This window comes from Trichocoleus sp. AS-A1 (assembly GCF_039962015.1).
In the GTDB taxonomy this organism is placed as follows: Bacteria; Cyanobacteriota; Cyanobacteriia; order Cyanobacteriales; family FACHB-T130; genus FACHB-T130.
Map to the genome: position 1 here is coordinate 70,320 of NZ_JAMPKG010000018.1, position 26,980 is coordinate 97,299.

Sequence of the window (26,980 nt, forward strand, 5' to 3'; positions counted from 1 at the left end):
GAAAAATACAAAATTAAAAAATAAAAAACTTTTGCATGAGTGCTGAAATTATTTGTGTTGGTACAGAACTGCTACTCGGCGATATTCTCAATAGCAACGCCCAATTTTTGGCGCAGCAACTAGCCTCTCTGGGAATCCCCCACTACTATCAAACGGTGGTGGGAGATAATCCTGGCCGTCTCAAGCAGGTGTTGGAGATTGCTGCTGGGAGATCCCATCTGCTGATCTTTACTGGCGGTCTGGGTCCCACTCCCGACGACTTGACCGTGGAAGCGATCGCTGATTTTTTTGGCGTTCCCTTGGTAGAACAACCGGAAATCGTCGAAGACATTACTCGCAAATACGCTATGCGGGGGCGTCAGATGACCCCCAGCAATCGGAAACAAGCGCTCATTCCCCAGGACGCCTCAATTTTACCCAATCCAGGCGGTACAGCCCCCGGCATTATCTGGCAACCCCGCACGGGTCTGACGATTTTGACTTTCCCCGGCGTCCCTTCAGAAATGAAGCGGATGTGGCAGGAAACCGCCGTCCCCTTTCTCAAGAATCAAGGCTGGGGCAAAGAAATCATCTACAGCCGGATGTTAAAGTTCTGGGGAATTGCGGAATCGGCTCTAGCTGAAAAAGTCGCGCCCTTCCTCGACCTCCCTAACCCCACCGTTGCTCCTTACGCCCTTCACGGAGAGGTGCGGCTGCGAGTCTCGGCAAGAGCGGCGTCAGAACCGGAAGCGCTAGGACTAATTGAGCCAGTGGCGCAACAACTGCGGCAGATAGGAGGGCTGGATTATTACGGCACTGACACTGACACCCTTGCTTCTGTTGTCGGCTTTTTGTTGCAAGAAGCAGGGGAAACGCTTTCGGTGGCAGAATCCTGTACGGGTGGAGGATTGGGGCAGATGCTAACCAGTATCGCTGGGAGTTCCAATTATTTTTTGGGCGGTGTCATTTCTTATGACAACTCGGTGAAAATTTCCCTTTTGGGCGTCAATCCAGAAGACTTAGCCCAAGTCGGTGCGGTGAGCGACGCGGTCGCCAAGCAGATGGCAGTGGGTGTAAAGACACGCCTCTCAACCACTTGGGGACTTAGTATCACAGGGATTGCTGGGCCGGGAGGTGGTACGGAAACCAAGCCGGTGGGATTAGTATATATTGGTCTAGCAGGGCCGGATGACACGGTAGAAAGTTTTAAGCACCATCTGGGTCAAAATCGAGAGCGAGACTCGATTCGGTACGCCAGTGCTTCAATTGCCCTTGACCAACTGCGGCGAACAATGTTGAAGAAAAAGTTAACGACGGATGTGTCTTAAGACGGATAGACGCCGCCCGGTCACACACATCCATAGTGAGATTACTCACCTGTTTCTCCATGTGCTAGGGTTAGAATAAATCTTAACCACAATAGGATTCATAAACTCTCACGTTTGCCCTGTTGTTAAGTACTCATCCTGGTTGTATTGCAGGAGTTTTCAATTCAATGGACTATATAGAAAATGTGTTGGAAAAGCTCAAAGAATGGGCACGTAAGCTCATCGAAACGCTCCTGGGACCGGAAGCTGAGCCGGAACCAGAACTGATTCCAATTCCAGTGAATGAGAGATCGTCGCGCCGGCGTAGTTAGTCTATTGAGTTGCTGCTGAAACCTTGGGCATAGTTACTGTTCTGGTGCTGCACGGACCAAACTTAAACCTATTGGGACTCCGAGAACCAGGGATTTATGGCTCTGTGACGTTGGATGAGATTAATCGCCTGTTAGAACAAGAAGGGCAAACGCTCGACTGTAAGGTCTTTACTTTACAGTCAAATCATGAAGGCGTCTTAGTGGATGCAATTCAGAATGCCGTTGGGCAGCACCAAGGAATTTTAATTAACGCTGGGGCATATACTCATACCAGCGTAGCGATACGGGATGCGATCGCGGCTGTTAACCTTCCGACTGTAGAAGTGCATCTGAGTAATATTTACCGACGCGAAGCTTTCCGACATCATTCTTATATCGCACCCATTGCAATTGGACAAATCAGCGGCTTTGGTGCAGAGAGTTACCGCTTGGGGTTAAACGCTCTAGTTCACCACTTGAGACAAAAAAGTGGCGGTGAATAAACTTCGTGGCGAATGATTGTCTTTGTTTGAGGAACAGATGACCGACCCGATTCGGCGTTGCTTCCCGGCGTAACAAGCGATCGCCTGAAAACGAGCTTCATTAAACGCATAGCATCTTGGCTCGGTCGTCTTAGCAGCGACCGGGTTTTTTTTGGAGTTTATTCCCTCCCCGTCAGGGAGCCATTTACTGCCAAACTCCTTATGTATGGGTGTTTTGAGTAACCAGTGCTGTTGCTTGTAGCTGAATCGTTCTTAGCTTAAATTCTTAGCTCAGCTGTGCGGTACATTCAAGAATCAATCTTTGATTTTCTAAGGCGTAAGGCTGAATTTCCAACGCTTGTCGAAAAGCTTGAATAGCAGCACTGTAGTCTTCGAGTGCGATATGGCACAACCCCATCCCATGCAGCGCCCCAAAATGGAACGGGATGAGCTTAACCACCATCTGGCAGTCTTGGAGCGCCTTTTTGTACTCCCTGAGAATATAGTAAAGAACGGCTCGTCTATTCCAGGCTTCCGCGAAATTTGGTTGAGTCTCAATCAGGTCGGTGAGTAACGCCTCTGCTTTGGCAAGCTCTCCTGCCTCCAGCATTGCCTGCGATCGCCCAAGTAGTTCAAACCCGACCACACCCTTCTGATGAAACCAGACGCGCCACAGCTCTGCTGTAGCCTCATAGCGGACGGTTTCATCAGGATTTTTTAAGTCTTCTAGTAACGAATTGATAGAAAATTCATTCATGAATATCACTTCCAATCGGTCGCGTTGGCTTCTAATCTCTCTATCCTTATGTTTAGCAGCTATCTGTTGGATAGGGGCAACTACCGCTTTGTCAGGAGGAACGATCGTGTTTGCCGGAAAACCACCCACTAATCTCGGTGTCCAGTCAGGCCAACTAGCGCCTTGCCCTAGTACGCCCAACTGTGTCAGCAGTCAAAGCCAAAATGCCCAGAATAAAATTGAGCCTTTGACCTACAACTCTTCCCCAACGGAGGCGATCGCTAATCTCAAAACAGTTATCAACTCCCTCCCGAAAACCAAAATTATCACTGAAACTGAGAATTACCTCTACGCGGAATTTACTAGTGCGCTGATGGGGTTTGTCGATGACGTGGAATTTTATCTCGATGAAAGCGCAAAAATCATCCACGTTCGTTCAGCCTCCCGCCTAGGACAGTCGGATTTGGGCGTGAACCGCAAAAGAATAGAGACAATCAGAGCCAAACTCAACGAACTGAGAAGCTAGGTATAAGTAATAAAACCCCTTCAATCGGTTCTCCCCCACAGAAAAGCTCCTCTTCGCCCCCTCCTTGCTTGCGGGGAGGGTTGCGGGTGGGGTTCTTGTCATCCTGAAAACAGAATGGAGATGTGCGTGATGCCAACAGAAACACAAACCCCAAAAATAGTCGTCGTTGGTGCTGGTTGGGCAGGGTTGGGGGCTACCTACCACCTAGCGCGTCAAGGCTATGACGTAACCCTTCTAGAGGCTGGCCCCTATCCGGGTGGCTTGGTGGCGGGCTGGAAGACCGCAGGGGGGCGCTCTGTAGAAGCGGGGATTCATGGTTTCTGGTATCCTTACCGAAATATCTTTTCTTTGGTAAAGGAATTAGGGCTGAGTCCGTTTACGCCTTGGACTCGTTCCTCCCAGTATTCTCCAGCCGGTTTAGAAGTCGAATCTCCCATTTTCCAAGACTTACCGCGACTTCCCACTCCACTTGGAACTTTTCTCTACACGCAATTTAAACGGTTGCCATTAAGCGATCGCCTATCAGCTTTACCGCTACTCTACGCAGTTATTGATTTTGACAATAGCGACGAAGCTTGGCGACGCTATGACTCTGTAACGGCGCGAGAACTCTTCAAAGATTTTGGGGTTTCGGCGCGGCTTTACCGCGATTCCTTTGAGCCGATGCTGCTGGTTGGTTTATTTGCCCCTGGAGAACAATGTTCCGCCGCTGCCGCGCTGGGTATGCTTTATTACTTCATTTTGGCTCACCAACCCGATTTTGATGTCGTCTGGTGTCGCGGAACAGTTGGTGAGATGATCTTTCGCCCTTGGGTGGAACGCATCGAACAAGCAGGGGGAAAATTACTCGCTAACCGACGAGTCAGTGACGTAATTGTTGATAGCAATAATCAAGCGACAGCAGTTGTCTGTGGGGATGAATTTTTTGAGGCAGATGCGGTTATTTTTGCCGTTGGTATCAGCGGTATGAAGAAGATTGTGTCTGGTAGCCCCAGCTTACAAAACCGTAAAGAATTTCGAGATATTCACAACTTGGGCGCGGTTGATGTGTTGGCAACTCGCCTATGGTTTGACCGCAAAATTAATATTCCTCATCCTTCCAATGCCTGTTTTGGTTTTAATGCAACAACTGGATGGACGTTTTTCGATTTAAATGCCATACATGATGAGTACCGCGATGAGCCAGGGACAGTTATTGAAGCAGATTTTTATCACGCCAATCAGTTTCTTCCCTTAAATGATGAAGAAATCGTTTCGCTTGTACAACAAGATTTAGCAACTTGTATCCCGGCTTTTCGAGATGCGAAAGTAATCGATAGTAGTGTAATCCGCTTACCGCGTGCAGTGACTCACTTTTTCCCTGGTAGCTATCAGTATATGTTACCCGGAGAGACAAGTATCAAGAATGTATTTATGAGCGGTGATTGGATTGTGACTCGTCACGGTTCTTGGTCGCAAGAAAAGGCTTATGTCACTGGTTTGGAAGCGGCAAATTTGGTTATTTCTCGCTTTGGGCGTGGGAGTAAGGCTTTGATTCTACCAATAGAGGCGGATGAGCCGCATATTCAAGTTGGTCGGTCAATTAACCAAAGCATACGTAATTTCGGTAAAACATTCTTACCTAATATTTGGCTCCCTTAGAACTATTTAGCTGTGTTTTTTTCTTTAGTCCAAACACTGCACCAAAACCACTTAGCAACATCAATGCAGATGTCAAAGAGGATTCAGGAACTGGCTTTGATTGGCTAGTTACATTCACATTTGCATCGAGAGCATCCCCTGTAGAATACACATAATTAAAAGCATCTTTGTCATCGAGAACGCTGGCACGCAAGAAAAGTGCGCTCCAGCGAGCTACCGTTTCTACTGCTACATCTTGAGTTACTGTCGGAGTGTTGCTGTCTGGTCTTGCACCTATAGGGTTGTTCATATCTGTGATGCCATAGTGGTTAGCACCCAAAATGGTAATCAATGCTTTAGGAGGATTTTGGATCTGATTGTAGGTTTTTTGGGCGTTGACAGGAAGAGCAATACTATCAAGATTTCCCTGTAAGAGAGCAGTGGGAATTTTTGAATTGTTGATGGGAATAAACTCTTGAGTATTGAAGTTCCGTAAATTTGCACCGAAAAACGCTCCTGCTACGAGTTCATTAGGTCGGCTGAAGGAGCCTTCACATAAAATAGGAAGGCAGAGGTTGGCAATAGCAGATAGTCCGACAGCACCCCCTTGGGAATGACCGAGTAAGGCTAGTTTCTGTGTATTGATAACGCCAGCAACAGGTGAAGTAGAGTTAGAGTTTTCTTTCACCATTTGTGCTAGAACGGCGTTTAATTGTGACGTTTCGGGTAGAAGTCCCGTAAATCCTAACTCTGGCAGTGACTTCTGGTGATTGGGTACAACTACTACGAATCCGTAGCTTGCTACTGTACTAGCAAAATTTGTGTAATTTGATTTATCAACATTCGCACCTTGCAAGAGCAGCGCAATGGGAAACGAATAGTTGCCAGTTTTAAGGTTTGATGGGTTTGGAAAGTAAATATCGGCTAAGTCATTATTAGCGGAGATTGTTGTGCTGTAGCTACCTACATCGTTGAATAAAGGAGCATCGCTGAACTTTGCAGCGGCAGTTTCCGCGATACCAGCAACAATAAACACTGCACCAGCAGAAGCGATTGATAACACTTTTAGGGTAGTCACAGAACTTACTCCTTTATCAACTACGTATGCAGAATGAGAGATTATCAAATAATCTTACTGATAATATTGCTGACAGCAACGTTCTTTAGATACAGAATGCGACGCCCAAGAAAGCAGCCGCTTCGCTTCACGCATCCACACTGCCTACTCAACTTGATATCTTGGTAGAAAACGCGGGGTTAAGTCCTATGGTGACGACAACGAAAACCACTCAAGGGCGGGGTGTACTTAGAAACATTAGTTGGCAGACTTTTGAAACAATACTTGCAGAGATGGGGGAAGATCGTAACACTCGGCTGGCTTACGATCGCGGAACGCTGGAAATTATGACTCCTCTGATGCCTCATGAGCATAATAATAGGCTGCTAGAACACTTGGTTTTCGCTTTAGCTGAGGAACTGAACCTCAATCTCAGAAGCGCTGGATCTCTCACTTGTAAGCGTCCAGACCTTCAGCGGGGTGTTGAACCAGATTCTTGCTTTTATATTCAAAATGAACCGCTAATCAGACAGAAAAGGGATATTGACTTAACAATTGACCCACCTCCTGACTTAGCAGTGGAGGTGGACTATACCAGCGCTTCGGTTGACAGACTTTCAATTTATCTGGCTTTAGGTGTTCCGGAAGTTTGGCGTTATGACGAACCAGTGATGCAAATTTATAAATTGCGAGATGGAGTGTATGTTCCTGGCGCAGGTTCTCCTACTTTTGCAAATTTACCCTTAACAACAGAAATTCCAGGGTTTTTGGAAGAAAGCCTAAGAATTGGGGAAATCCCCATGATTCGGTCTTTTCGCGCTTGGGTAAGACAGCAAATAGAGCATCGTGACGACAATTGTTGAGGAGAATTGAGAACGCGATCGCTCGAAAGATTTATTATATTCAAAGTTTAATTATCCGGAGCTAATGTCTTATGCCTAACGTTGAGGAAGACGAAATCCGAGAGAATCGCATTGCAATGGAAATAATCGTCGATGCCTATGACGAAGAAGAACAGGCGATGGGATGGTACTACTACCTTAACGATAATCTCAACTTCCCCTTTAAAGCTAAGTGGGTGAGAAAGGGAGGCAAATCATCCTCACCTGAAGGCAAAGAAGTTGAGGTAGTGGAAATGTCATCAGAAGATGAATGCTTGCACGATATGTTTGTGGAAGTGCTTTACAAAGATGCTACAGGTGAAGATACGTTCTCGGCTCGTTTATCAGAAATAGAACCGATTGATGCTGATAGCGAAACCTTGGAAGCAATCGCAGACTGGCACTATTGGCTTGACAGAGGATACGAGTTTTAAAGGAGTCGTTTTAATGGCAGTTTATCAAGTCCGGCTGGTAAATCCAGCGATCGCGCTTGACCGTACCATCTCAGTTCCAGACGATCAGTATATTCTAGATATGGCTGAAGACGCGGGCATTCGATTACCTTCTGGGTGTAAGCAAGGGGAATGTTCGGCTTGTATCGCCAAGTTGGTGAGTGGTGAAGTAGACCAAAGCGAACAAAAGTTTCTACGTCCAAAAGAACTAGAGGCTGGGTACACTGTTACCTGTGTGGCTTATCCGCTGTCGGATTGCACTTTAGAAACCCACCAAGAACAAGTGTTATATAAATCAGCTCTTTACTTTCAGCCAGATACTGCTAAATCTGAATAATTTTTGTGCGAATGCTTGCAATATTTCGGAACTAGCAATCAGTCAGTTTTAACTAAAGATACAGATGGTTTTGTTGCCATGTTTTTAGGTGGCAATTTGGTTAAACTTGCCGCTACAAAAGTATTTACAGGGAAGATTATTGAGTGCGATCGCGTGACGTATATGAAAAAGCCGAAAAATAAAATTTTTTAAAAAAGAATACATTGTTTTGAAGAAATGAAGAGTGAAATAGCCAGTACGGAGGATAAAAATGAGCCGGTTACTCTACGAAAATTCAGTCTCTTATAAAGGATATCTGATCATCCCATTTGTTTTTGGGATAGCGGATGGTCAAAATATTTACTCTTATAGTTTACTTTCTGAATTAGGGCATAAAGGTAGATTTCATAAATTGGAAAATCCGGCTGGTATTTATTCAAGTTGCATTGATACGATTATTGAGGCAGCCAAAGAACATCTAGATGAGAATTCAGATGTTGTTAGCCAAAACGATTATTTTAAAAATAGATACATTTATCAAGATAATTTGATTATTGTTTATCAATTAGCAAGTAAATATTTTTACGATCATTATAAATCTGATAACTTAAATAATGTTGCCGCGCCAAAAATATTTGGAACTGAACAAGAGTGCATTACCTGGATAAAAGAGGGACTAGATAAGTCACAGATTAATCAACAAGTTTAAATTTTACGAGCATAGAAGTAAGGTGGGCATTGTCCACCTTACTCAACGTTCTTTTTGGTACTATTTTGAATGAGAACGCGCTTGTTTCACCATTGCAATGAGCGTATGGTGAGCATCTTCGGCATCTTTGAGAATATGATCGAAGTGAATGCGTATCGGCACATCCGAACCTTTGACTTGTGCCATGAGATTCATACCTTCTGGATCTACTGAAACCATTTCTGCCTTTGCAGCATCGGGAGAATTACCATAAGTTTGGGCGTAAAGAACGACAGCATCAGCATGATCGTCGTTCATGTGAGCGCAAATGCGATCGCTTATTTCAGACGTTATTGCATCGGACATTAGATAGCATCCTCTGATGTAATTAATTAAGAATGTTTAGCGACAAAATTGGTAACTACATTGACAAATTCAACCGTTGACTCATAGGGTAGAACATTACGACCTAACATTTTGATACCCTCAGCGTTGGGTAAAGACTTCTGATAGTCAGCCAAGCGTTCATCGGGAGTTTCACCTTTGCCAGCTTGACTAATGCTGGATGCCGTGTCGCCGACAACTACTAGAGTGGGTTGAGAGATAGATGCGATCGCGTCTCGATAATCTTGCCGCCAAAACCCTGCTAGGAAGGAAAAAACAGCATGGCGAGTCTTTGGATCTGTCGCACCTTTCTCCAAAGTTTGCAGCCACTCCCGATCGACTGAATCAGCCTTTTCAAAGAGTTGTTTAGTTGAGAAAGAACGTAGGAACTGTTCGCGCCGCGCATAGCGATAAAAGGCACTCCCAAAAGGAGAGTCTAACAGATTCCAGGTAAGTTTTTGCCGCCAATTTGCTCTAGGTTTAGCAAGCAATGTCAAAGCGGGAGGGCCAGCCAGCACCAAGCCTCGAATAAAATTAGAATTCGTTTCTAGACGAACTAACTCAATTGCTACCGGCAGCAAAGCCCCTTGTACCACTACAATCACAGGTTTTTTGACTACAGTCTGCAAAAAATGTTGCAATTGCTGTGCCCAATCAAGAGGACTATAAGCCACATGAGGCATATCGCTCTCACCACATCCCAGTAAGTCTGGATTATAAATTGGATTCCGGCGACCCGCTTCATACCATTCTCGACAGAATCGCTGCCAAAACTTTCGGGATAATCCTACACCAATGGGATGAATTAATAGGAGGGGAGTCCCATTATTTGTATTTGGATTAATTGCGGTATGAACTTCGTAGGCGCAGCGATAATTTTTCCAAGTGTAAAACTGCGTAGGAGTTACAGTTTCAGTTGCAGAAATTTGTAGATTTTGAGTTGAAGACAAGGGTTGCATAATTATCCAGAAAGCAATTAGGGTTAGAAGCATCCCAATCAGAGTAAAAACTCCTGATGGCTAAAATCGCGGATATACAAACGAAGCCTGATGAAAGCAGGTTTCAGCTTGTAGGCTTGTTTTTAGAAAAATGGGATGCACTTTGCTCATTTTTTGGGTTGATGAGCTAAATTTTGAGTTAACTTAACAGTGCCTCCTGGCAAAGCTCAGCTCATCTATCGCTCGTAAGAATAAATATCTCCCGGTTGTTTGAATAGGGTAGATGAACGATCGGAAAGCAATTGGAGATCGTCCTTATCTAGTTGAAGACTCAAAGCTTCTACATTCTTTTGAATCTGCTGACGATCTTGAGTAAAGCCTGAGATGACAGCCGCAACACCCGGCTGCTGCTTAACCCAGTTTAAAGCTACTTGAGAAATTGTTTTCTCATATTTTTTTGCCACCTCTGCCAAAGTGTCCAACATCTCTAAGACAGGTTGCCAGCCGCCGTGGGCGCGGATCATACTGTTGTAGTAGAAGCCACGGGCATGAGAGCCTTCGCTGGGGGGTGACGAGATGCCCCGGAACTTATCCGACAAGAAGCCGCCTGCTAGAGAACCGTAGGACAACAAAGCAATATTATGCTGGAGGCATAGACTTTGCATTGAGTTTTCTACGCGTCGGTCAATTAAGCTGTATTGCACTTGATGAGTGCTAATTGTGGCGTATTGCAAAGCTTTTTCTAACATTGGCGTATTGAAATTAGTAACGCCAAGTTTGCGAATCTTACCTTGTTCTAAAAGTTCTGCGAACACCCTAAAAGTAGAGGCAAAATCTAATTCTGGATTGTGCCAGTGGATTTGTACGCAATCGAGAGTATCGCGCTGCAAATTGCGGAGAGAATTCTCAATTTTGCTGCGAATTTGTGTTGGATTCGGAATATTGTCGAAAAAGACGGCTTTGGTCAAAATGGTGCAGTCGCTTCCTTTGAGCAAGCGACCGAGAACACTTTCGCTGCGTCCGTAGATGTCTGCGGTATCAAAATGAGTAGTACCCAGCGCTAAGTAAATATCCAAAGCACGGGCAATATCGGTTTCTGGAATTCGTTTCCAACTGCGATCGTCGAGTTGCCAGCAGCCGACAATTAAAGAGGATTTTTCTTGACTATTCATGCTTTCCGTCAATATTCCTTGCAATTCATGGCAAAAAGGTGTAATTCTTCGCTAAATGCCCCCTTGACGATTATGCGCTTAAAATCGCTGACAAACCCCTCACGAATCGCCCAATCCCCTCGGCTGCGGTTTCTTTTTGCAGGGCACCATAGGCAACGCGCAGATAACACCCGTCTTCCATGCCAAAGGTTGTACCTGGAATAACCGCGACACCATGTTCGCGGATCAGTCTTTCTACCAAGTCCATTGCAGGTAATTTTGTATGGACTCTCAGCAGAAAATAAAAAGCTCCATCTGCTGGGGGAATGGTGCATAAATGTTGGATGCGATCGCATTCGTTGAGGACAATTTCTCGCACAGAGGCGATCGCTTCTAGCTTTTCCTTGCAGTAGCCTACTCCCGCTTGTAATGCCCCGAATGCGGCATACTGGGAAATCACCGGGGGACAAATCAAAATCGTATCCTGAATCTTCTTGACGGCGATGAGGAGGTGTTTCGGCATCACCATATACCCGATGCGCCAGGATGCGAAACCGTAAGCTTTAGACAGCGAGAAGAGGGAAATTGTATGGGGGTGGCTGTCTGGAATCGCTGCTGGGGAAAAATGCTGCACGCCGTTGTAAGTAAAGTATTCATAGGCTTCATCGCTGATGTGATAGATGCCGCGATCGCGACAAATTTGATTCACTTCCCGCAATGCAGCTTCCGAATACACGGCTCCCGTGGGATTATTAGGTGAAATTGTGACAACTGCCCGCGTTTTTTCGGTAATTGCTTGCCGAATCGCCTCCGGACGGAGTTGATAATTCTCATCCGTCGCGACCAGAACCGGACGACAACCCGCCATTGTAATTGCCATCTCTTGGTTGAAGTAATAAGGCGTTTGAAGAATAATCTCGTCGCCGGGATTTGCGATCGCTAACACCACGTTCACGAACGCCATATTACTGCCAGCCGTGACTACAATGCAGTTCTCAGCATTCAGGTCAATCGCGTTCTCAAATTTTAATTTTTGAGCGATCGCCTCCAGCAACGGCGAGATACCTTGTACGGGTTTGTACTTGTGATTCTCTGGATCTGCCAGGAAATGGGACAGTTGCGCGATCGCTTCTGGCGGCGGACTATAATAAGCAACGCCTTGTCCCAAGGAAATCGTTCCCGGACAGCTACGAATCAATTCCCCAACAACGGGAATAATTGGCGACTGCACCACCTGCATTCGAGAAGATTCGGTAAGCATACAAAACTCATCGTTCAGGGTTTATTGTGCGTATTTCATATTATTTAAAATTTAACAATTACCTTTTTCTTGTTCTCCTTTTTAAAGGGGTTTAGGAATCAAAGGGTGAATTGTACAAGCTTAAATCCCTTAGCCCACTTTAAACGGGAAAGCTGGAAATTTGCATACAGTGAAGCCGAGATTCCCGACTTCTTAGAGAAGTCGGGAATCTGAACCGATGGCATCTCATAACTCCAATAAGATTGCTATATTGTTTCTGGATGGCTTAATTGAAACCCAGCGGCTTTTAGCTTCTGAGTTGACACTCGCGCATTCTAAGGTCGAACACTTTTCTGGGATTCATCCCAAGAAACTTTGGGTAGATTATGTTGGTTGCACACTCGCTCAAGAAGTTCTCGATAGGTCAAATGTGCATCATCCACCAAATTGTAAATACCTTGCAATTGATGCTTGCGGGCAAACTCGATAGCAGCAACAATGTCCTTTAGGTGAATCCAATTTGTTGTGTCTTCGCCGTTTCCTGGGCGAGTTGTACCAACAACTCGACTAAATATTTTGGATAATTCACGACCTGGCCCATGAATTCCCCCTAGACGAAGGATACAAACGCCTAACTTTTCAGTGGAAGCTGAGAGCAATATTTGCTCAGTATCACAGAGAACTCGACCATTTTGGTTAGCAGGTGTAACGGGTGATTCTTCATCCACCCACTCCCCATTTTTATCCCCGTAGACCGCATAACTTCCGGTGTAAATTAGCTGTCGCACCGAAGGAGTTTGTTTCAAGGCTGAGACTAAGCTATGGGCAGTTTTTAAATAAGTTTCTTCGTAAACATCGGCATTTTTTGCTCCAATACTTAGCAGTACAGTATCCCGATCTTCCAACACCGATTGTAGCCCTGCCAAATCATCACCTTTTACAAGGACGACTCGTTGGGCAACTGCTTCTAATTCTGAAACTCGTTCGGGAGAAGTTGTAGTTGCGGTGACAGTAAATCCTAACTCCTGACGCCAATATTGGGCAACTGCCTTACCCACATAACCACAGCCAATGATTGCAGCGTTCATGAAGATCCCGATGTAAATAAATCTAGGGGTAAATGACCGTACATCTCGTTAATTCCGTCTTCATTCGCAGACTGGCAGGATACCAAAACTCCGCGATGTTCTCCTATGTACGGATTGAGATAACACAAGTTAGTCTTAGGGTTAAACTTAATATAAACAGAGCCATCAATCGGCACTAAATTTTTATTGACTTCATAACCTAAAGCCGTTGCATAGGTTTTTAAAGCTTTAATCCCTTGCTCTGTTGTATCGGCACAAACCCCTAGTATTTGGTTATCAGAAAGCTCACTTACCAAAAGTAGCGCTTGGCGAATTGAATCTTTATCCGGTGCATCTTCACTGGAATCTATCCTTAAGCAGTCGAAAACTTTGAGGATTTTATGTGCTTCTTGAACGGTTAAGTTTGACAAATTCTGGACAGACATAAATTCCTTGACTTACTGGGCTAATTCCCGCTCAATCGCTGCAATCAATTCTGGTGAATCTGGCTTCACACTGCTATTAAATCGAGCCACGACTTCACCTTGCTTACTGACTAAGAATTTCTCAAAGTTCCAAGAAACATTTCCCGTAGGCTGTACTGCACTGGTAAGCCGAGCATACAGCGGATGCTGTTCTTGACCTTTGGCATGAACTTTGTCAAACATCTCAAAGCTGATGCCGTAGTTGGTCGTGCAGAAATTCATAATCTCTTCATTGCTACCGGGTTCTTGCGCTCCAAAGTCGTTGCAAGGGAATCCTAGAACGCGCAATCCCTGATCCTGGTACTTTTGGTTTAACTGCTCTAATCCTTTGTACTGAGGCGTGTAGCCGCACTGGGAAGCGACATTCACGATTAAAAGTACCTTTCCGCCGTACTCGGAAAGTTGCTTATCTTCACCGTTGATAGTTTTTACTGCGATATCAGAGACTGTACTGCTCATTAATTTCATTCCTATACACCCTGATTGAGCTGTGCTTTCCCTTATCTGCGGTTAGCGATATTGGATTCTTCTTCGTTAGGGATGGGCGTTTTTTGAGGGGCTGGCTTGTAATATTCTTGCCAAATTTCTAGGCTGAGGATACAGGTCATCAACCACACAATCCCTGCTGCATAGCCAGCGACGACATCCGTAGGCCAATGGACGCCAAGATAAAGCCGACTCAGACCAATACCCGTAACCAATAGCAGTGTCCCGCTAGCGATCGCTATATGCCATTTACTCAACTGCTTGACCAGTAAATAGCCAAGTGCGCCGTAAACAACCATTGAAATCATCGCATGACCGCTAGGAAAGCTGTATTGACCCACATCAATGACCCGATCCCAAAGCGCCGGACGGGCGCGACCAAATACCACTTTGAGTAAATAGTTTAAGCCAACCGCACCCACTCCAGCGATCGCAAGTGTTATGGCTTGCCCTCGCCGACCGTCTCGGTACAGCCAAATCCCGAAGCCCAAGCAAATGACCAGCAACACCGTGGGTTCTCCCACAAATGTGAATCCCAGCATTAGCCGATCGAGCAGCGGCGCGTGCAGGCTTTTGATAACCACTAGAATTGCCGTATCAATGGCTTGGGTTTCTTTGTCTAAAACTTCGTCAGCAATTTGGGCAAATCCCCACAGCCCTAGGGCAGCAACGAATAGACCCGCTGCTGGAATCGTAAATAACAAGGGCAATATGTGCGATCGCCACCACTGCGGCAACGCGGAGATAACTCGCTTGGCAATTTCGCGCATGATCTGGCGGTTCTAATTTGCTAGAGGCTAGCCCAAGCTTGGGCAACGATGTCGCTAAGCCAGTGTCTTTGTGCCTGATCCAGCAGACTATCTTCTTCTAGCACTTGAGCGGTTAATTCGTCTAAAGACTGCCCCTCTTGACGGGCAATTTGAACGACTCCAGCGATCGCTGCTGCCACTAATTCTTCATCAACGGGCTTTTGCCGCAAGGCGACAATTTCTTGAGGACTGGCTGGGATGGGATAATTCATGGCGTAGGTCATAGTCTATGGGCGGGTTTAAAGGATTCATCGCTCAGGGCTTTCGTCGTGAGCGGTTCCCCGCCCGTCCAACAGTTGCACCCCTGTACATTAAGAAAATGAGAATTGTGTAAAGTTTTTTAATCGATTCTAAGCAATTCGTATCCGGAAGTTTAGCGCACTTTGACCCCGGTTCACTCTGTCTTTCTCAGGAATAGGTTCCCTAATGCAGATCGCCAATATGAGAGAAATACTTTACTTAGAAGTTCCTACCCCGGATATAGCCGCCGTCCGCGCCTGGTTGCAACAAGAGTACGATCCAGGAGCAGGGGAGAAAATGTTCACGCCTGACGGTATCAGACTGCAATTTCCCAATCCTGAGAGTCTTAAAAAAACGGATACAACCCAAAATCCCGCGATTCCGCAACCCGAACTCTCAATTTTTATTTGGTCGGTGCAGCGAACCACGTATCTGAAGGTCTTCCGTTGGGCACAGCAGGCTATCCCCGGTGAAAGAGAGATCCTGAAACAACTTACCTCGAATCTGAGAAGCCGGTTTCCCCAACAATATCCAGAACCACCGGCGATTGATTTGTCAAAGCAATCTATCTTTGAAGCTTTGGCTCACGATTACCCGGAAACCGTCCGCTTCTTTCAAAAAATGCCGAACGGGGAATATGACCTGAATCGCGTCTATTGGTGGGAGAAACGTTGGCGCGAGAGCGTTCGCAATCCGAAACAGCCAGCGCAGGTTATCTTCCGAAGAGACAGGGCAATCAGGAATCAAAAGGGAGATGAAGCCTTCACTGACTCCTCCTCCCTCCCCTCTGAGTCCATCCTTCGGGAAGGCGAAGCGCCCTCAGCCCTCAGCCCTCAGCCCTCAGTCCTCAGTCCTCAGTCCTCAGTCCTCTCCCGTCAGTCCTCTTCCTACGACCTGATTTATGTAGGTGGTGCCTTGGGCGTCATCCACGCTGCTGTCATGGCTCAACTCGGCTACCGGGTGCTATTGCTGGAACGGCTCCCTTTCGGGCGCATGAACCGGGAGTGGAACATTTCCCGCGATGAATTTCAAAGCTTGATTGATTTAGGCTTATTTACCCCGGCGGAATTTGAAAGCATTATTGCCGCGGAGTATGTAGACGGGTTTCACAAATTCTTCGATGCCAATAATCCGCCCAAGCTCAAAGCACAGGTATTGCATACCCCAACCGTGCTGAATGTGGGATTGGACGCCGAGAAACTGCTGCGTCTGTGTGGGGAAAAACTCACCAAAGCCGGTGGGGAAATTTGGGATGAGACGGAGTTTATCCGGGCTGATATTGAGCGATCGCAAGTTACCGTGCAAGCGAAACATCTGCCCAGCCAAGCTCAGCGCCAAGCCAGCGGACGCCTGCTAGTAGATGCGATGGGCACTGCTTCGCCGATTGCGTGGCAGTTGAATGGGGGTCGCACTTTTGATAGTGTTTGCCCAACCGTTGGGGCTGTGATTGCCAGCGGGTTTGAGCCGGGGGTGTGGGATGCCCAATACGGGGATGTGCTGAACAGTCACGGCGATATTTCGCGGGGACGGCAGCTGATTTGGGAGTTATTCCCCGCTGAAGGTGAAGAAGTGACCTTCTACTTATTCCACTATCATCAAGTGCATCCCGATAACCCCGGCTCGTTATTAGAAATGTATGAAGATTTTTTCAACATTTTGCCGGAGTATCGCCGCTGCGATATGGAGAAGCTGGTGTGGAAAAAACCGACATTTGGGTATATTCCGGGTCACTTTAGTGTTGGAAGTCGCGATCGCAGGGTTGCTTTCGATCGGCTAATTAGCATTGGCGATGCCGCCTCTCTCCAATCTCCCCTCGTTTTTACTGGGTTTGGTTCCCTGGTTCGCAATCTCTCCCGTTTAACCAACCTTCTAGATACCGCCCTGAAACATGACTTGCTCCAAGCCCATCACTTAAACCAGATTCGCGCTTATCAAAGCAACGTCTCCGTTACCTGGCTCTTTTCTAAAGGCATGATGGTTCCCACCGGCACCTACTTACCGCCGCAGCGAATTAACTCGATGCTGAATACCTTTTTCGGGCTTTTGGCGACAGAACCCCCAGAGGTGGCAGACACGTTTATTAAAGACCGAGTGAATTGGCTAACCTTCAATCGACTGGCGCTAAAAGCCGCTTGGATCAATCCAGCTTTGCTGTTATGGATTTGGCAACTCGCCGGTGCTAAAGATATCTTCCGCTGGCTGGGCAGCTATTTCAGCTTTACACTTCATGCCCTAGTTGTTTGGTTGCTGGGGGGTTGGTTTCCGGGTGCCCTCCGGCGTCTACAACCTTCACTAGAAGAACACTATCCTGCTTTGTGGTTATGGCTGCTGGCTCAGAGCTATGCCCTCACTGCTGGGATGGGGCGTCCTCAAAAGAACCATCAGCTTTCTACGCGGAAAGAGCAGAGGCAAACGTCTTCCGAGCGAGTCGCGATTAAAAATTAAAAATGCAAAATTAAAAAGAACAATGTTTAATTTTGTATTTTTAGGACTTACGCCGAGATCCCCCTTGCATCTCCCTTAAAAAGGGGGAACCGGAAAAGCCCCCTTAAAAAAGGGGGCTAGGGGGATCTAGATTTCAAGCTTTCAATGCGTAAGTCCTGATTTTTAATTTCTACGCGCCAGTTTTTCTGGGAAACGTTGGCAATTCTATCGACGCCAAGGATTTCCGCCCTTTCGGGGGACGTGTCGGATAAAGCAGAGGGGACGGCCAGTTTGGTTGGGAGAGGATGGCATCAGGGCGCTGGGTGGGCACAGCAGCCGGAAATTCTCTGCGGGATATTACCTCCTCTTCTTGCTCAGCATTGTCTCCACTCGCATCTTCTGACCAGATTGCCTCTGGTTCAGAAGGCTCAAAGATGTACGAGGAAGGAGAAGCTGATTCGGTATTTTCTAGGGCATAGATCGTTCCAGCTTCATCGTTCTCATCTGGCTCGAAACTGACAGCCAGCAGCAGGTCTTCCAGTTCGTTCTCAATCGCGATACTTTCCTGGGTAGAAGCGATCGCTAATTCATCGCTGAAATCATCGTTACCAGAGATTTCCAGCTCAGGGGGCATGAGAAAATCATCCATGAGCGGATCGGAGTCTGAGTCTAGCATTCCCCATTGCCATATCTCCTCTTCATCGGTGGCTTCGAGGCTCTCAGAGGCGGGTATTTCTTCTAACGGCTCCCATTCCCTCGAAACGAAGGCAGTTGCCTCTGTAATCGGTGCATAAGCCGGAGATACTGAAATCTCCCAATCTTCCTCATTCTGGGCGGGGTCTTCCTGAAATGCCGGTTGCGCTGACCAAGGTTGAATAGGCGGCGCTTTGGGGAGCAGAGATTGAGAATCGTGGGCGTTTTTAAGATGGCGATGCGCCCAAGTGGGAGAAGGTCTGGTATCTGGTTCGATTTGGGTGGGGGGAGGCATTTCCAGACACTTTTCTAACGCCGACTTGAATTGCAGGGTTTGGCGCTGCTGGCGTTGCAAACGGGTACGGAGTTCGCGGATTGTATTTTCGCTTTGCAACAGCGCGTGAGATTGTTCGTTATAGCGTTGCTGGGTGAAGGCACATTCCCGTTCTAGCTGGGCGATGCGTTCTTGGCTGTTTTCCAGCTGTTCTGTTACGGTTTCAATTAAGATTTGTTGGCGCTGGGCAGCTTGATGAGACGATTCTAGTTCTCGGAACATCCGGGTGACTTGTTCTTGCGTCCCGTTGAGTTCCTGGGTTGTAGAGGTGAGGATATTTTCTTGAGCTTGCGATCGCTGTCTTTGCAATTGCAACGCCTCCTGACAATCCCCCAGTGCCTTCTCTAGGTGATTCACTCGGCTGACTAAGTCCCGATTGCGCTGACGCAACTCAGCCAACAGTGGAAACAAATTTCCCGCCTCTGCTGGCAATGACTGCGGCTCAGACTTTTCCCGATGCACCCCATCCCCATCATCAGTTGTCTTTGCGGCATTCGCCTCATCGTCTACTAGCGCGGGTGAACGATGCACTAAGCTGACGACTTCTATTACTTCCACGATAGTCTCGTCCTGTGCCGGTGCTGTCTCCTGTACAGGATCAAGGTTAGGATCTGTTTCATCCTTCACCGGATCTTCCAAAGGATCGTCCATTGGAGGATCGGTTGATTCGGGGAAGGACTGGGACTGGTTAGCTTCTTGGGGGGTGTCAGCTTCACTCATTGCTCTGATTTAAGAGAAGGTCATGGGTGCTTGAAATGGACTGGCTGTCGCTCGATCAATTCACAGCTTTAGAAAGCGCCTAGATTGCAATAATTCTAATTAAGATTATTCCACGACGCTCTCGGAGTCACTCTACCATTTTCAAATTTCGCATCGCCGAGGAAATCGAACTCAAATTGCTTAAGGTGCGACATCTAGAAGAAGTGTATGCCTTGATTGATTCTTGCCGCACCTTCCCTCGGTAATGGCTTTTTTGAGTTGATGGATCGAAAAGTCTTGAAGATACCAAGTTTTTCATTTAGGGTGTTGTATCCCGACAGGCTATTCTGCCGTTAAAGCGTCATTCAACAAATCCCGATGCATCAATGCCCGGTCAACTAAGGACTGTATTTGATGGGGTGAGAGTGGGTCGCCGTTGACGTAGTGTTCTAACCAAGTTTGACTAATCAAGTTGGGGTCGTCAGGCAATTGCGTTAAGTCCCACCCTGGCATATTGAGTTCTTCCATCAGCAAGCTAACTTTGGGGTCATAGCTGAGGGCGAAACAACGGCATTCTTGTGCTGCCGCCATAATTAAGCTGTGGTAGCGCATCCCGATTGCCATCTCGACACCCTGAAATAATCCTTTCAATTCTCTAGGGTCTTGAAGAGAAAAAATATGGCTGGCACCCGTTAATTGCGGTTGAATTGACTGAGCGATCGCTAGATCCTGACTTGCTTGAAATGGCACCAGTAAAATGCAGGTCTGAGTAGCTTTTTGAAAGTCAATCAAGGCGCGAGTTAAGTTATCAAGTCGGGCGGGAGTCAGATGGGGATGCGATCGCAAGGTGACGGCGACTCTGGGTGCTGGTAAATCCCACAGTCCCTTCACTGGCTTCGCGTCTAACGCCCAAACCGGGTCTGGGGCTTGGATATAGGGGATTTTCCAATCCATCAGCAGGGCAGCAGAGGCGCGATCGCGCACGCTGACGGCATGGCAACCCGCGATCGCTTTTCGCGTTATCCAGCGAGTCAAATTGCGGTTTAAAGGGCCAATTCCCTGCGCCCAAGCAATGGTTTTTAAGCCCCGCTTCTGGGCTAATCCCATTAATCCCGCGTAGTAGAGGGGACTTAGGGCACTGGTGGCGTCTTGCATCAGACTCCCGCCGCCCCAGATGAAAACATCCGATTTACGGAGTGCTTGCTGGACTGGCAAGAAAGCTTTGCGCGAGCAACTTTCTACGCCATAGCGATCGCGCGTCTTTTTCGGATTCCCAGAAAGCACAATCGGCGGCACATCAGCCGGTAACATTTGCAGCAACGATGCCAGCAATGCTTCATCGCCTGCATTGCCCTGCCCATAATATCCACACAAAACCGCTCGAATTCCCATGCTCAAACTTTACCAGCAAAACTGAGCGGTACTATAAGAAAAAGAGTGATGAGTTTTGAATTTTGTTAGCGAAGCGGTGCCTAGCACGGGTTGAGTTAAGACTTCTAATTCAAAACTTCCAACTCAACCCTCAAAAACTTCTTTATGCACGCACTCTCAATTCCTACCTGGATTATTCACGTTTCCAGCGTCATCGAGTGGATTGCCGCCATTTGGTTAATCTGGATCTACGGCGAAGTGACTCGCAATCGGGCTTGGTGGGGATTATCCTTTGCCATGCTACCCGCATTAGTTAGTGCCATGTGTGCCTGCACTTGGCACTATTTTGACAACCCAGAATCCTTAGAATGGCTGGTTACGCTTCAGGCGGCAATGACTTTGCTGGGTAACTTCACCCTTTTGGCGGCTGCTTGGTGGATTTGGCGTTCATCACCCGTGGCTAATCAAAAAGACGATGCGCCAATTATCTCTCCAAAATCACGGTAATGTCTAAAGAAACCCTTTTTGCACTCTCTCTATTCCCCTATTTAGGCTTTCTCTGGTTTCTGACGCGAAGCGGGCAGATGCCGCGTTTAGCTTTAATTGGTTTCTACATGACCTTGGTTTTTGTGGGCGTCACAATTCCGGCTGGAATTTATGCCCAAGTTGCCTATGGGGAATCCTTAGCAAATGTCGATTGGCTGCACGGTGGCGCAGAGGTTTTTCTGACGCTTTCTAATATTCTGATTGTGTTGGGATTTCGGCAGGCAGTGATTCAAAAACGCCAAGTCATTAAGTAAGGGAAACCTCACGCTTTCTCCCTTTTAGAAGGTAAGTTTCCATTTCTCCTTTGCCTTTGACATGAATCGAGCCTCTCTGCTCCAACGCATATCGATTCTGTAAGTATTCGTAAGTTGTAGCCGTTACTTGAATTTCACCTGGCAATCCGTGGGATTCCATCCGGCTGGCGATGTTCACGGTATCCCCCCAAAGGTCATAGATGAACTTTTTAGTGCCGATAACTCCAGCAACTACCGGGCCAGTATTAATGCCAATGCGGATACTGAGTGTTTGATGATGTTTGGCGTTGAATTGGTCAATTTCTTTTTGCATATCGATTGCCATTTGGGCGATCGCTTCTGCATGATCGGGTCGGGGTTCGGGAAGACCTCCTACCACCATGTAGGCATCGCCAATTGTCTTGATTTTCTCCAAGTTATGCCGTTCGGTGAGGCGATCGAACCCGGAGAAAATTTCGTTCAGCAACCAGACAAGTTCTTTCGGTGATATCTTTTCTGAAAGCTGAGTAAAGTTAACCAGATCGGCAAATAAAATCGTCACTTCAGCAAATCCATCGGCAATGTTACTTTGCCCGTCTTTGAGTTGTCTGGCAATCGGCTCTGGCAAGATATTAAGTAACAAGTTGTCAGACTTCTCCTGTTCTACCGTCAGTTGCTGATTTGACTCTCGCAATTGCGCCGTGCGTTCGATGACGCGCAACTCTAGCTCCTTGGAAGTTTGGCGCAGCCTGCCGATCACCAGAGCAATTCCTAACAGCCCCAATAGAGATAGGAGCGCTAACATTACGAAAGTTCCTCGCAGTCCTGCATGAGTTTTTGCCATGAACTCATCCAGAGGACTGGAGATTTCCAAAATCCCTCGAACATCCCCTACTTTCCAGTCTTTTTTAGGGCTATCTGGGTGAGTATTGTGGCAAGCAACGCAGCTAGCCTTCATGAGATCGGCTTGTGCATATCGCAATGACAAACGCCCTTGAAACTTCTCCAAGCGAACAAAGGGTCGATCGGGATGTTGCCTCAAGGCGCGAAGCGCTTCCCACTCAAAATTGTCTTTGGGGCCACCTGTCGCTTGCCGCTGGCGAAAGGGATACTCACTATAAAGTCGGACTGACATCCCAGGGTTTTTTTGAACGAGGCGGTGACTGAGTTCTATCAAGAATGTCGCTGGTACGGGAATTGCCTTTTCTAGAGCAGTGTAGTTGTCGGTAATGGTGATTTCAGGAACTGCTTCTATCCGCTTCAGGATCTCGGAGCTGTAGAGAGTGCGTGCTTCCTCTATCGCTTGGGCATACAAGGCTGCATTCTGAAGTGCTTGTGATTGAATTAGGTTTGACGAGAGATGGGACATATTCCACAAAGCTCCCGCTACTCCAGCACACAATAGGAGTGTCAAGACCAGAATTGTCTGTTTATTTAGCAGTTGAATGATTTTTGCTAGACTTTTCGCAATTGACTGGCGAATTGTACGCCTATCTACACGGGAGCCTTGCAGCGTCATCGAATCTCTCCTACTGTTTCATATAGCGATACCTTATATTCCAAGCAGAACACCCTTTAGCTTCTGTTTTAAGCTACGACAAGCCTAACTAGACTACCGCAGTCAGGCTAAATTTCCGGAGACTTTGCAAAAGAGCAAAAGTTTGAGGCTTGTTCTAGCGCCACGCTGAAAAAATGCCTTATGTCAAGGTTTTACACCCATTTTTTTATCTATCTTTTATCTAAATTAGGATTAGATTTTACTGACTAAACGTTGGCACGCTTTGAATTGACTTAAATAATATAAATTTTCAATACTATTATTAGTAGACGAGTTCTTCTTTATTAAATATATTGTATCACAAAAACTTTATTAAAATCTAAAAACTAGCAATAATAATTTGAATATCGCCATAAACAAACAATTTTAAAAGTTCGTATAAAATACCTAAGATTAACGAACATTATTATAAGCGCTCGCCCATTAAATCTACATACTGTTTGAAGAATTTTGATAAATATTCAAGACAAAAATGTTACGAGTTTAAGGTTTTATATCCTCCCAATAGAAGTAGCCAAACCACCACAATTAGCCAATGAATTGCCACGGACATCCATAGAGAGCCACTTTGAAAATAGGCAAGAGTACAAATAACACCTAGAAGTGCTGCCAAGAATAGAAAAACTGGATTAAAAAAAGTTCGGAGTCCATCGGGATAGAAAGTTACGGCATTTAGCGGATGGTAGATGATAAACATTGCTAAACTAATACCTCCCCAAAGCCATAGAGTAGTAGGGGTAGCTTTTTCTGTAGGGTGAGGAAGTAGTAAGATCCGAAAAAATAACTCTTCAGATATGGCGGGAGACAACAGACAACGCGCCATTACACCAATAATCATTTCCCAGGATGTTTCTACATCAAGTTTTAAAAAACCAAATTTGAATCCAATAGGTAGTGAAATTAAGGTATATATCAGTACCAAAGCAGCAGAATATAGCCACGCTTTGGCATCAGGAGTTGTAGAGGCGGCTGTAATTAAGCGAGAGACAATTCCCAGGCTTGGCGTAAGCGCGATCGCATCTAGCGAAAGCTCAAACGTGGCTGCGATCGCTGGTACATTACTAATATACGCATCAACCATTAAAATACTTCCTTTAATAGGTGTTTCCTCAAAATAAAATTCTGTTATCAATAGCCTTTTTCGTTAAGTGAAGTAATCTGCCAGTATCCTATACTATAGGCTTAATGAATATCCCTCGGAAAAGAAAAATTCGGTAATAGTATAAACAAAGTTATCTGTGTAAAAAGGGTAGATTAAGAGGTACATACGGGTAAGTTTAAACTCTGCGTACCTCTGAGTAAACCATTTCACCCTTAATGTTGAAAAACATACTGTTAAGCAAGTTTGCGAAGCTTTCTCTTAATGAGAATCTCTACCTGTCGGAAGAGATAATGGTCAAATTTGTGTAACAAACTTGAAGAATTAGTACGGCTTTAATAATAAAAATTCTCAACTTAACTTTGGAGGGACATTATGGGAATCGGCGATATGTTCAGAAACATACCCGGTTTGAATAGGGAAGGAGGCGATCGAGATCAGGAGTACCGCGATCGCAATGAAGATCGGGAGTATAGCGATCGCAATGAAGATCGGGAGTACCGCGATCGCAATGAAGATCGGGAGTACCGCGATCGAAATCGGGAGTATAGCGATCGCAATGAAGATCGGGAATACCGCGATCGCGATAGGTATCGTGACGGAAATGATGATGACGATGATGACGATCGCAAAGATAGATATCGTAGTGAACATCGCGATGATGATGACGACGATGATGACGAACATAAGCACAGCCATCGCCGCAAACACCATGACGATGATGACGACGACTAAAATGGTCGGGTTGGATTAACCATCCACACAATCTGCCAAAGAATTAAATGGCGTTAGCTCAATAGCTGACGCCATTCCTGCTTAAAATGAACCCAGGCAATACTTTTAAGCTTAAAATCTGTCGTAGACAGGAAAAAATAAATGCAGAATTCATCAGCCTCGACGGGGCAAATCCGCGCCCACGTAATCGTTTCAGGAACCGTTCAGGGAGTTGGTTTTCGGTTCTCAACGTTGGATGAAGCGATCCAGCTAGGCGTCAGCGGCTGGGTGCAAAATCTCCCCGATGGGCGTGTAGAAGCTGTTTTTGAAGGAAGCAAGGCAGATGTTGAAGAGGTAATTCAATGGTGTCACAAAGGGCCACCTGCTGCTGTGGTGAAAGCGGTGGCGGTTGAGTACGAAACGCCAGAAGGATTGCGCGGATTTGAAATGTGGCGATAGAGGCAATTTTAGCAGGTCGCGATGACTCCACTTCTACGGCGATCGCCAGCGCCGGTTATTAATCCTTCCGAATTTTCCATGACACTATGAACGCCACCAAAAAACATATTCTTCTGTTTCCAAAAAATCAATTCATTACTACCTGGAAGCATCAGATTTTTAAGTTCTTCTTCGCTAAAGCCAGGTTCAAGATTAAAAATATCACTTTCCCAATGAACGCGAGGATGATTTACTGCTGCATCAACGTCCATTTTAAAATCAATAATATTAGAAATAACTTGTAAAATTGCAGTTCTAATTCGATTCGAGCCACCAGAACCTAAAACAATCTCTGGTTGATTATTCTTAAGTACAATAGTCGGAGCCATCATTGAAGAAATCCGCGTATTTTCTTCCCAGTTATGAAATCCATGCGGATTTAAATCGGCTTCTCCTAGCATATTATTCAGCATAATCCCAGTTCCCGGAATCACATAAGAAGAACCCTCTCCGTTGGAAGTGGTAACACTCGCCGCATTCCCTTCGCTATCAACCACACTGATATGAGTAGTGCTTCCCCATTTATTGACAACTTCAGTTAATTGATCTTCATAAATAGCCAAATGTTCAGATGATAAGAAAGTTTGGGCAATCTCTTCTGTATGAGTATAAGCGTCATATCTATCCGTTCTGGCTTCATTGGTTAGGCGCATCACATGAGCTAATATTCCTAAATGGCCAGAACTGCCAAACTCTATATTAGTTAAATCAACTTTTGAAAGCAGTTCTAAAGCAAAAGCAATCAGAATGCCGCCAGAACTGGGTGGAGGATTGGTTAAGAAGGTGTTCCCCCGGTAATTCATCACCAGAGGCTTTCTCTCGATTACTCGATAATTCTTAAGGTCTTCTAAGGTTAAATAACCTCCATAATCTTGGCAATCCTTGACTAAGCGTTGGGCAATTTCACCCTCGTAAAATTCTCTGATTCCACTTTCAGATAAATAAGTTAACGTATCAGCAAAATCACTCATCAAAACTGTTCCTCCAGGCTGAACAAGTTTCCCCTCTGGGGCAAAAACCTGCTGCATCTCTTTAGAGCCAAGCAGCATGGGGCTGAGGATTGTCAAACAGTAATAGGTAAAATCGTTTAGTTCGACACCCGTTTTTGCATAACGGATTGCCGGTTCAGCAACCACATTAAAAGGTAATCTCCCTAATTTCTGATGAACGTGAAAAACGCCCTTGAGGTTTCCAGGAACAGCCATTGAACCAAGCCCAATATGGAACTCTTGGACTGCATCGCCAAAATTAATTGCAACTGGATAAAAATTAAGCTGTTCCTGACTTTTTTTCTGTCGTGGTGTTTGAGAAAAGAAGTCAAACAAAATATTTTGATTATCCTGAGTATGGGCTAAAAGAAACCCACCACCCCCCGCAGATGTCAGCGCAGTTTCGGTAACGCAAGAGGCTAGGATTGCAGCCGCCGCTGCATCAAATGCGTTCCCCCCTAATTGGAGCATCTCAATTCCAGCTTCGGCTGTTTTTTGATGTCCAGCAGCAATAACACCGTGAGTTTTTTTATACATAAATATTGAGTACGAAAAGCTAGAGTGAATAGAAGCTAGGTTGTCAGTATGTAGGGCAATCGCGCTTTCTTATATTTGCATGATGAGAGTGCCACGAGCGCCGGAGCGCGATTGAATATAATAAAATTGG

At 46.0% G+C, this 26,980-nt stretch carries 29 protein-coding genes and 1 pseudogene; 14 read left to right on the forward strand and 16 right to left on the reverse strand.

What is annotated here, in order from left to right; genetic code table 11:
- The first annotated feature begins 35 nt into the window (after positions 1 to 35).
- Both NC994_RS15465 and aroQ read left to right on the forward strand, forming a co-directional pair.
- Positions 36 to 1,307: a competence/damage-inducible protein A gene (locus NC994_RS15465; protein WP_190439228.1), complete on the forward strand. Its 1,272-nt coding sequence runs from the start codon at positions 36 to 38 to the stop codon at positions 1,305 to 1,307.
- Positions 1,308 to 1,641: 334 nt separating this feature from the next.
- Complete coding sequence (aroQ, locus tag NC994_RS15470; protein WP_190410627.1) at positions 1,642 to 2,100, forward strand: type II 3-dehydroquinate dehydratase; 459 nt, start codon at positions 1,642 to 1,644, stop codon at positions 2,098 to 2,100.
- A 265-nt stretch (positions 2,101 to 2,365) separates the two neighbouring features.
- Here the strand turns inward: aroQ and NC994_RS15475 are convergent, their stop codons facing one another.
- The gene (locus tag NC994_RS15475; RefSeq protein ID WP_190439231.1) at positions 2,366 to 2,836 is read right to left on the reverse strand and encodes a tetratricopeptide repeat protein; all 471 of its coding nucleotides are present in this window, start codon (positions 2,834 to 2,836) and stop codon (positions 2,366 to 2,368) included.
- On the opposite strand from NC994_RS15475, the gene NC994_RS15480 reads away from it, so the two are divergent.
- Entirely contained in the window at positions 2,835 to 3,341 is a 507-nt protein-coding gene (locus NC994_RS15480) for a DUF1499 domain-containing protein (protein ID WP_190439234.1), read from the forward strand. The two genes, NC994_RS15475 and NC994_RS15480, sit on opposite strands and share 2 nt — an antisense overlap.
- Positions 3,342 to 3,470: 129 nt before the next feature.
- Positions 3,471 to 4,982 carry an FAD-dependent oxidoreductase gene (locus NC994_RS15485; protein WP_190439238.1) on the forward strand — a complete coding sequence of 504 codons (1,512 nt, stop codon included), beginning with the start codon at positions 3,471 to 3,473 and terminating at the stop codon, positions 4,980 to 4,982.
- On the opposite strand, the gene NC994_RS15490 is transcribed toward NC994_RS15485, so the two are convergent.
- A complete protein-coding gene (locus NC994_RS15490) occupies positions 4,963 to 6,039 on the reverse strand; it encodes an alpha/beta hydrolase (RefSeq protein WP_190439240.1) in 1,077 nt (358 codons plus the stop codon). The two genes, NC994_RS15485 and NC994_RS15490, sit on opposite strands and share 20 nt — an antisense overlap.
- Positions 6,040 to 6,227: 188 nt before the next feature.
- Here NC994_RS15490 and NC994_RS15495 point away from each other — a divergent pair, with 188 nt between their 5' ends.
- From NC994_RS15495 to NC994_RS15515, 5 genes are all read left to right on the forward strand, one after another.
- Entirely contained in the window at positions 6,228 to 6,881 is a 654-nt protein-coding gene (locus NC994_RS15495; protein WP_190439243.1) for a Uma2 family endonuclease, read from the forward strand.
- Between the two features lie 71 nt (positions 6,882 to 6,952).
- A complete protein-coding gene (locus NC994_RS15500) occupies positions 6,953 to 7,333 on the forward strand; it encodes a calcium-binding protein (RefSeq protein ID WP_190439246.1) in 381 nt (126 codons plus the stop codon).
- 13 nt (positions 7,334 to 7,346) lie between these two features.
- Positions 7,347 to 7,688 (forward strand): 2Fe-2S iron-sulfur cluster-binding protein, encoded by a 342-nt coding sequence (locus NC994_RS15505; RefSeq protein ID WP_190410620.1) that lies wholly within the window; start codon positions 7,347 to 7,349, stop codon positions 7,686 to 7,688.
- A gap of 15 nt (positions 7,689 to 7,703) precedes the next feature.
- Positions 7,704 to 7,880 carry a hypothetical protein gene (locus tag NC994_RS15510; RefSeq protein WP_190439248.1) on the forward strand — a complete coding sequence of 59 codons (177 nt, stop codon included), beginning with the start codon at positions 7,704 to 7,706 and terminating at the stop codon, positions 7,878 to 7,880.
- Positions 7,881 to 7,938: 58 nt separating this feature from the next.
- Positions 7,939 to 8,376: a hypothetical protein gene (locus NC994_RS15515; protein WP_190439251.1), complete on the forward strand. Its 438-nt coding sequence runs from the start codon at positions 7,939 to 7,941 to the stop codon at positions 8,374 to 8,376.
- A gap of 60 nt (positions 8,377 to 8,436) precedes the next feature.
- Here the strand turns inward: NC994_RS15515 and NC994_RS15520 are convergent, their stop codons facing one another.
- The 9 genes and pseudogenes from NC994_RS15520 to NC994_RS15560 all read right to left on the reverse strand — a co-directional run bounded on the left by NC994_RS15520 (position 8,437) and on the right by NC994_RS15560 (position 15,127).
- A complete protein-coding gene (locus NC994_RS15520) occupies positions 8,437 to 8,721 on the reverse strand; it encodes a DUF2470 domain-containing protein (protein WP_190410617.1) in 285 nt (94 codons plus the stop codon).
- A 26-nt stretch (positions 8,722 to 8,747) separates the two neighbouring features.
- On the reverse strand, positions 8,748 to 9,698 hold the full coding sequence (locus NC994_RS15525; protein WP_190439349.1) for an alpha/beta hydrolase: 951 nt from the start codon (positions 9,696 to 9,698) through the stop codon (positions 8,748 to 8,750).
- Positions 9,699 to 9,913: 215 nt separating this feature from the next.
- Positions 9,914 to 10,849, reverse strand: coding sequence for an aldo/keto reductase (locus NC994_RS15530; protein WP_190439253.1), 936 nt, complete (start codon positions 10,847 to 10,849; stop codon positions 9,914 to 9,916).
- 70 nt (positions 10,850 to 10,919) lie between these two features.
- Positions 10,920 to 12,089: a pyridoxal phosphate-dependent aminotransferase gene (locus NC994_RS15535; protein ID WP_190439256.1), complete on the reverse strand. Its 1,170-nt coding sequence runs from the start codon at positions 12,087 to 12,089 to the stop codon at positions 10,920 to 10,922.
- 245 nt (positions 12,090 to 12,334) lie between these two features.
- Positions 12,335 to 13,156: pseudogene (locus NC994_RS15540) on the reverse strand (SDR family oxidoreductase).
- A complete protein-coding gene (locus NC994_RS15545) occupies positions 13,153 to 13,581 on the reverse strand; it encodes a DUF1824 family protein (protein ID WP_190439258.1) in 429 nt (142 codons plus the stop codon). Before NC994_RS15545 ends, NC994_RS15540 begins: the two are co-directional and overlap by 4 nt.
- Before the next feature lie 12 nt (positions 13,582 to 13,593).
- A complete protein-coding gene (locus tag NC994_RS15550; protein WP_190439260.1) occupies positions 13,594 to 14,079 on the reverse strand; it encodes a glutathione peroxidase in 486 nt (161 codons plus the stop codon).
- A gap of 41 nt (positions 14,080 to 14,120) precedes the next feature.
- Positions 14,121 to 14,876: a phosphatase PAP2 family protein gene (locus NC994_RS15555; protein ID WP_190439261.1), complete on the reverse strand. Its 756-nt coding sequence runs from the start codon at positions 14,874 to 14,876 to the stop codon at positions 14,121 to 14,123.
- Positions 14,877 to 14,896: 20 nt separating this feature from the next.
- On the reverse strand, positions 14,897 to 15,127 hold the full coding sequence (locus NC994_RS15560) for a hypothetical protein (protein WP_190429539.1): 231 nt from the start codon (positions 15,125 to 15,127) through the stop codon (positions 14,897 to 14,899).
- Between the two features lie 229 nt (positions 15,128 to 15,356).
- On the opposite strand from NC994_RS15560, the gene NC994_RS15565 reads away from it, so the two are divergent.
- Positions 15,357 to 17,600 (forward strand): flavin-dependent dehydrogenase, encoded by a 2,244-nt coding sequence (locus NC994_RS15565; RefSeq protein WP_190439264.1) that lies wholly within the window; start codon positions 15,357 to 15,359, stop codon positions 17,598 to 17,600.
- A gap of 169 nt (positions 17,601 to 17,769) precedes the next feature.
- Here the strand turns inward: NC994_RS15565 and NC994_RS15570 are convergent, their stop codons facing one another.
- The gene (locus NC994_RS15570) at positions 17,770 to 19,326 is read right to left on the reverse strand and encodes a hypothetical protein (RefSeq protein ID WP_190439267.1); all 1,557 of its coding nucleotides are present in this window, start codon (positions 19,324 to 19,326) and stop codon (positions 17,770 to 17,772) included.
- A 321-nt stretch (positions 19,327 to 19,647) separates the two neighbouring features.
- Positions 19,648 to 20,697: a polysaccharide pyruvyl transferase CsaB gene (gene csaB, locus NC994_RS15575; protein WP_190439271.1), complete on the reverse strand. Its 1,050-nt coding sequence runs from the start codon at positions 20,695 to 20,697 to the stop codon at positions 19,648 to 19,650.
- Positions 20,698 to 20,841: 144 nt separating this feature from the next.
- Here csaB and NC994_RS15580 point away from each other — a divergent pair, with 144 nt between their 5' ends.
- Entirely contained in the window at positions 20,842 to 21,183 is a 342-nt protein-coding gene (locus NC994_RS15580) for a DUF2499 domain-containing protein (RefSeq protein WP_190439275.1), read from the forward strand.
- Positions 21,183 to 21,476: a DUF3593 domain-containing protein gene (locus NC994_RS15585; protein WP_190410606.1), complete on the forward strand. Its 294-nt coding sequence runs from the start codon at positions 21,183 to 21,185 to the stop codon at positions 21,474 to 21,476. Before NC994_RS15580 ends, NC994_RS15585 begins: the two co-directional genes overlap by 1 nt.
- On the opposite strand, the gene NC994_RS15590 is transcribed toward NC994_RS15585, so the two are convergent.
- Both NC994_RS15590 and NC994_RS15595 read right to left on the reverse strand, forming a co-directional pair.
- On the reverse strand, positions 21,469 to 22,974 hold the full coding sequence (locus tag NC994_RS15590) for an adenylate/guanylate cyclase domain-containing protein (RefSeq protein ID WP_190439279.1): 1,506 nt from the start codon (positions 22,972 to 22,974) through the stop codon (positions 21,469 to 21,471). The two genes, NC994_RS15585 and NC994_RS15590, sit on opposite strands and share 8 nt — an antisense overlap.
- 514 nt (positions 22,975 to 23,488) lie before the next feature.
- Positions 23,489 to 24,094: a CPBP family glutamic-type intramembrane protease gene (locus NC994_RS15595; protein ID WP_190439282.1), complete on the reverse strand. Its 606-nt coding sequence runs from the start codon at positions 24,092 to 24,094 to the stop codon at positions 23,489 to 23,491.
- A gap of 408 nt (positions 24,095 to 24,502) precedes the next feature.
- Here NC994_RS15595 and NC994_RS15600 point away from each other — a divergent pair, with 408 nt between their 5' ends.
- Entirely contained in the window at positions 24,503 to 24,847 is a 345-nt protein-coding gene (locus NC994_RS15600; RefSeq protein WP_190666646.1) for a hypothetical protein, read from the forward strand.
- Positions 24,848 to 24,988: 141 nt separating this feature from the next.
- Positions 24,989 to 25,285 carry an acylphosphatase gene (locus tag NC994_RS15605; RefSeq protein ID WP_190439289.1) on the forward strand — a complete coding sequence of 99 codons (297 nt, stop codon included), beginning with the start codon at positions 24,989 to 24,991 and terminating at the stop codon, positions 25,283 to 25,285.
- 8 nt (positions 25,286 to 25,293) lie between these two features.
- Here the strand turns inward: NC994_RS15605 and ggt are convergent, their stop codons facing one another.
- Complete coding sequence (gene ggt, locus NC994_RS15610) at positions 25,294 to 26,850, reverse strand: gamma-glutamyltransferase (protein ID WP_190439292.1); 1,557 nt, start codon at positions 26,848 to 26,850, stop codon at positions 25,294 to 25,296.
- Between the last annotated feature and the right edge of the window lie 130 nt (positions 26,851 to 26,980).

Coding starts and splice junctions, on each gene's coding strand:
- NC994_RS15465 (WP_190439228.1), top strand. CDS start 36: ATGAGTGCTGAAATTATTTGTGTTGGTACAGAACTGCTACTCGGCGAT.
- NC994_RS15480 (WP_190439234.1), top strand. CDS start 2,835: ATGAATATCACTTCCAATCGGTCGCGTTGGCTTCTAATCTCTCTATCC.
- NC994_RS15475 (WP_190439231.1), bottom strand. CDS start 2,836: ATGAATGAATTTTCTATCAATTCGTTACTAGAAGACTTAAAAAATCCT.
- NC994_RS15485 (WP_190439238.1), top strand. CDS start 3,471: ATGCCAACAGAAACACAAACCCCAAAAATAGTCGTCGTTGGTGCTGGT.
- NC994_RS15495 (WP_190439243.1), top strand. CDS start 6,228: ATGGTGACGACAACGAAAACCACTCAAGGGCGGGGTGTACTTAGAAAC.
- NC994_RS15500 (WP_190439246.1), top strand. CDS start 6,953: ATGCCTAACGTTGAGGAAGACGAAATCCGAGAGAATCGCATTGCAATG.
- NC994_RS15505 (WP_190410620.1), top strand. CDS start 7,347: ATGGCAGTTTATCAAGTCCGGCTGGTAAATCCAGCGATCGCGCTTGAC.
- NC994_RS15515 (WP_190439251.1), top strand. CDS start 7,939: ATGAGCCGGTTACTCTACGAAAATTCAGTCTCTTATAAAGGATATCTG.
- NC994_RS15520 (WP_190410617.1), bottom strand. CDS start 8,721: ATGTCCGATGCAATAACGTCTGAAATAAGCGATCGCATTTGCGCTCAC.
- NC994_RS15525 (WP_190439349.1), bottom strand. CDS start 9,698: ATGCAACCCTTGTCTTCAACTCAAAATCTACAAATTTCTGCAACTGAA.
- NC994_RS15530 (WP_190439253.1), bottom strand. CDS start 10,849: ATGAATAGTCAAGAAAAATCCTCTTTAATTGTCGGCTGCTGGCAACTC.
- NC994_RS15535 (WP_190439256.1), bottom strand. CDS start 12,089: ATGCTTACCGAATCTTCTCGAATGCAGGTGGTGCAGTCGCCAATTATT.
- NC994_RS15545 (WP_190439258.1), bottom strand. CDS start 13,581: ATGTCTGTCCAGAATTTGTCAAACTTAACCGTTCAAGAAGCACATAAA.
- NC994_RS15550 (WP_190439260.1), bottom strand. CDS start 14,079: ATGAGCAGTACAGTCTCTGATATCGCAGTAAAAACTATCAACGGTGAA.
- NC994_RS15555 (WP_190439261.1), bottom strand. CDS start 14,876: ATGCGCGAAATTGCCAAGCGAGTTATCTCCGCGTTGCCGCAGTGGTGG.
- NC994_RS15560 (WP_190429539.1), bottom strand. CDS start 15,127: ATGAATTATCCCATCCCAGCCAGTCCTCAAGAAATTGTCGCCTTGCGG.
- NC994_RS15565 (WP_190439264.1), top strand. CDS start 15,357: ATGAGAGAAATACTTTACTTAGAAGTTCCTACCCCGGATATAGCCGCC.
- NC994_RS15570 (WP_190439267.1), bottom strand. CDS start 19,326: ATGAGTGAAGCTGACACCCCCCAAGAAGCTAACCAGTCCCAGTCCTTC.
- csaB (WP_190439271.1), bottom strand. CDS start 20,697: ATGGGAATTCGAGCGGTTTTGTGTGGATATTATGGGCAGGGCAATGCA.
- NC994_RS15580 (WP_190439275.1), top strand. CDS start 20,842: ATGCACGCACTCTCAATTCCTACCTGGATTATTCACGTTTCCAGCGTC.
- NC994_RS15585 (WP_190410606.1), top strand. CDS start 21,183: ATGTCTAAAGAAACCCTTTTTGCACTCTCTCTATTCCCCTATTTAGGC.
- NC994_RS15590 (WP_190439279.1), bottom strand. CDS start 22,974: ATGACGCTGCAAGGCTCCCGTGTAGATAGGCGTACAATTCGCCAGTCA.
- NC994_RS15595 (WP_190439282.1), bottom strand. CDS start 24,094: ATGGTTGATGCGTATATTAGTAATGTACCAGCGATCGCAGCCACGTTT.
- NC994_RS15600 (WP_190666646.1), top strand. CDS start 24,503: ATGTTCAGAAACATACCCGGTTTGAATAGGGAAGGAGGCGATCGAGAT.
- NC994_RS15605 (WP_190439289.1), top strand. CDS start 24,989: ATGCAGAATTCATCAGCCTCGACGGGGCAAATCCGCGCCCACGTAATC.
- ggt (WP_190439292.1), bottom strand. CDS start 26,850: ATGTATAAAAAAACTCACGGTGTTATTGCTGCTGGACATCAAAAAACA.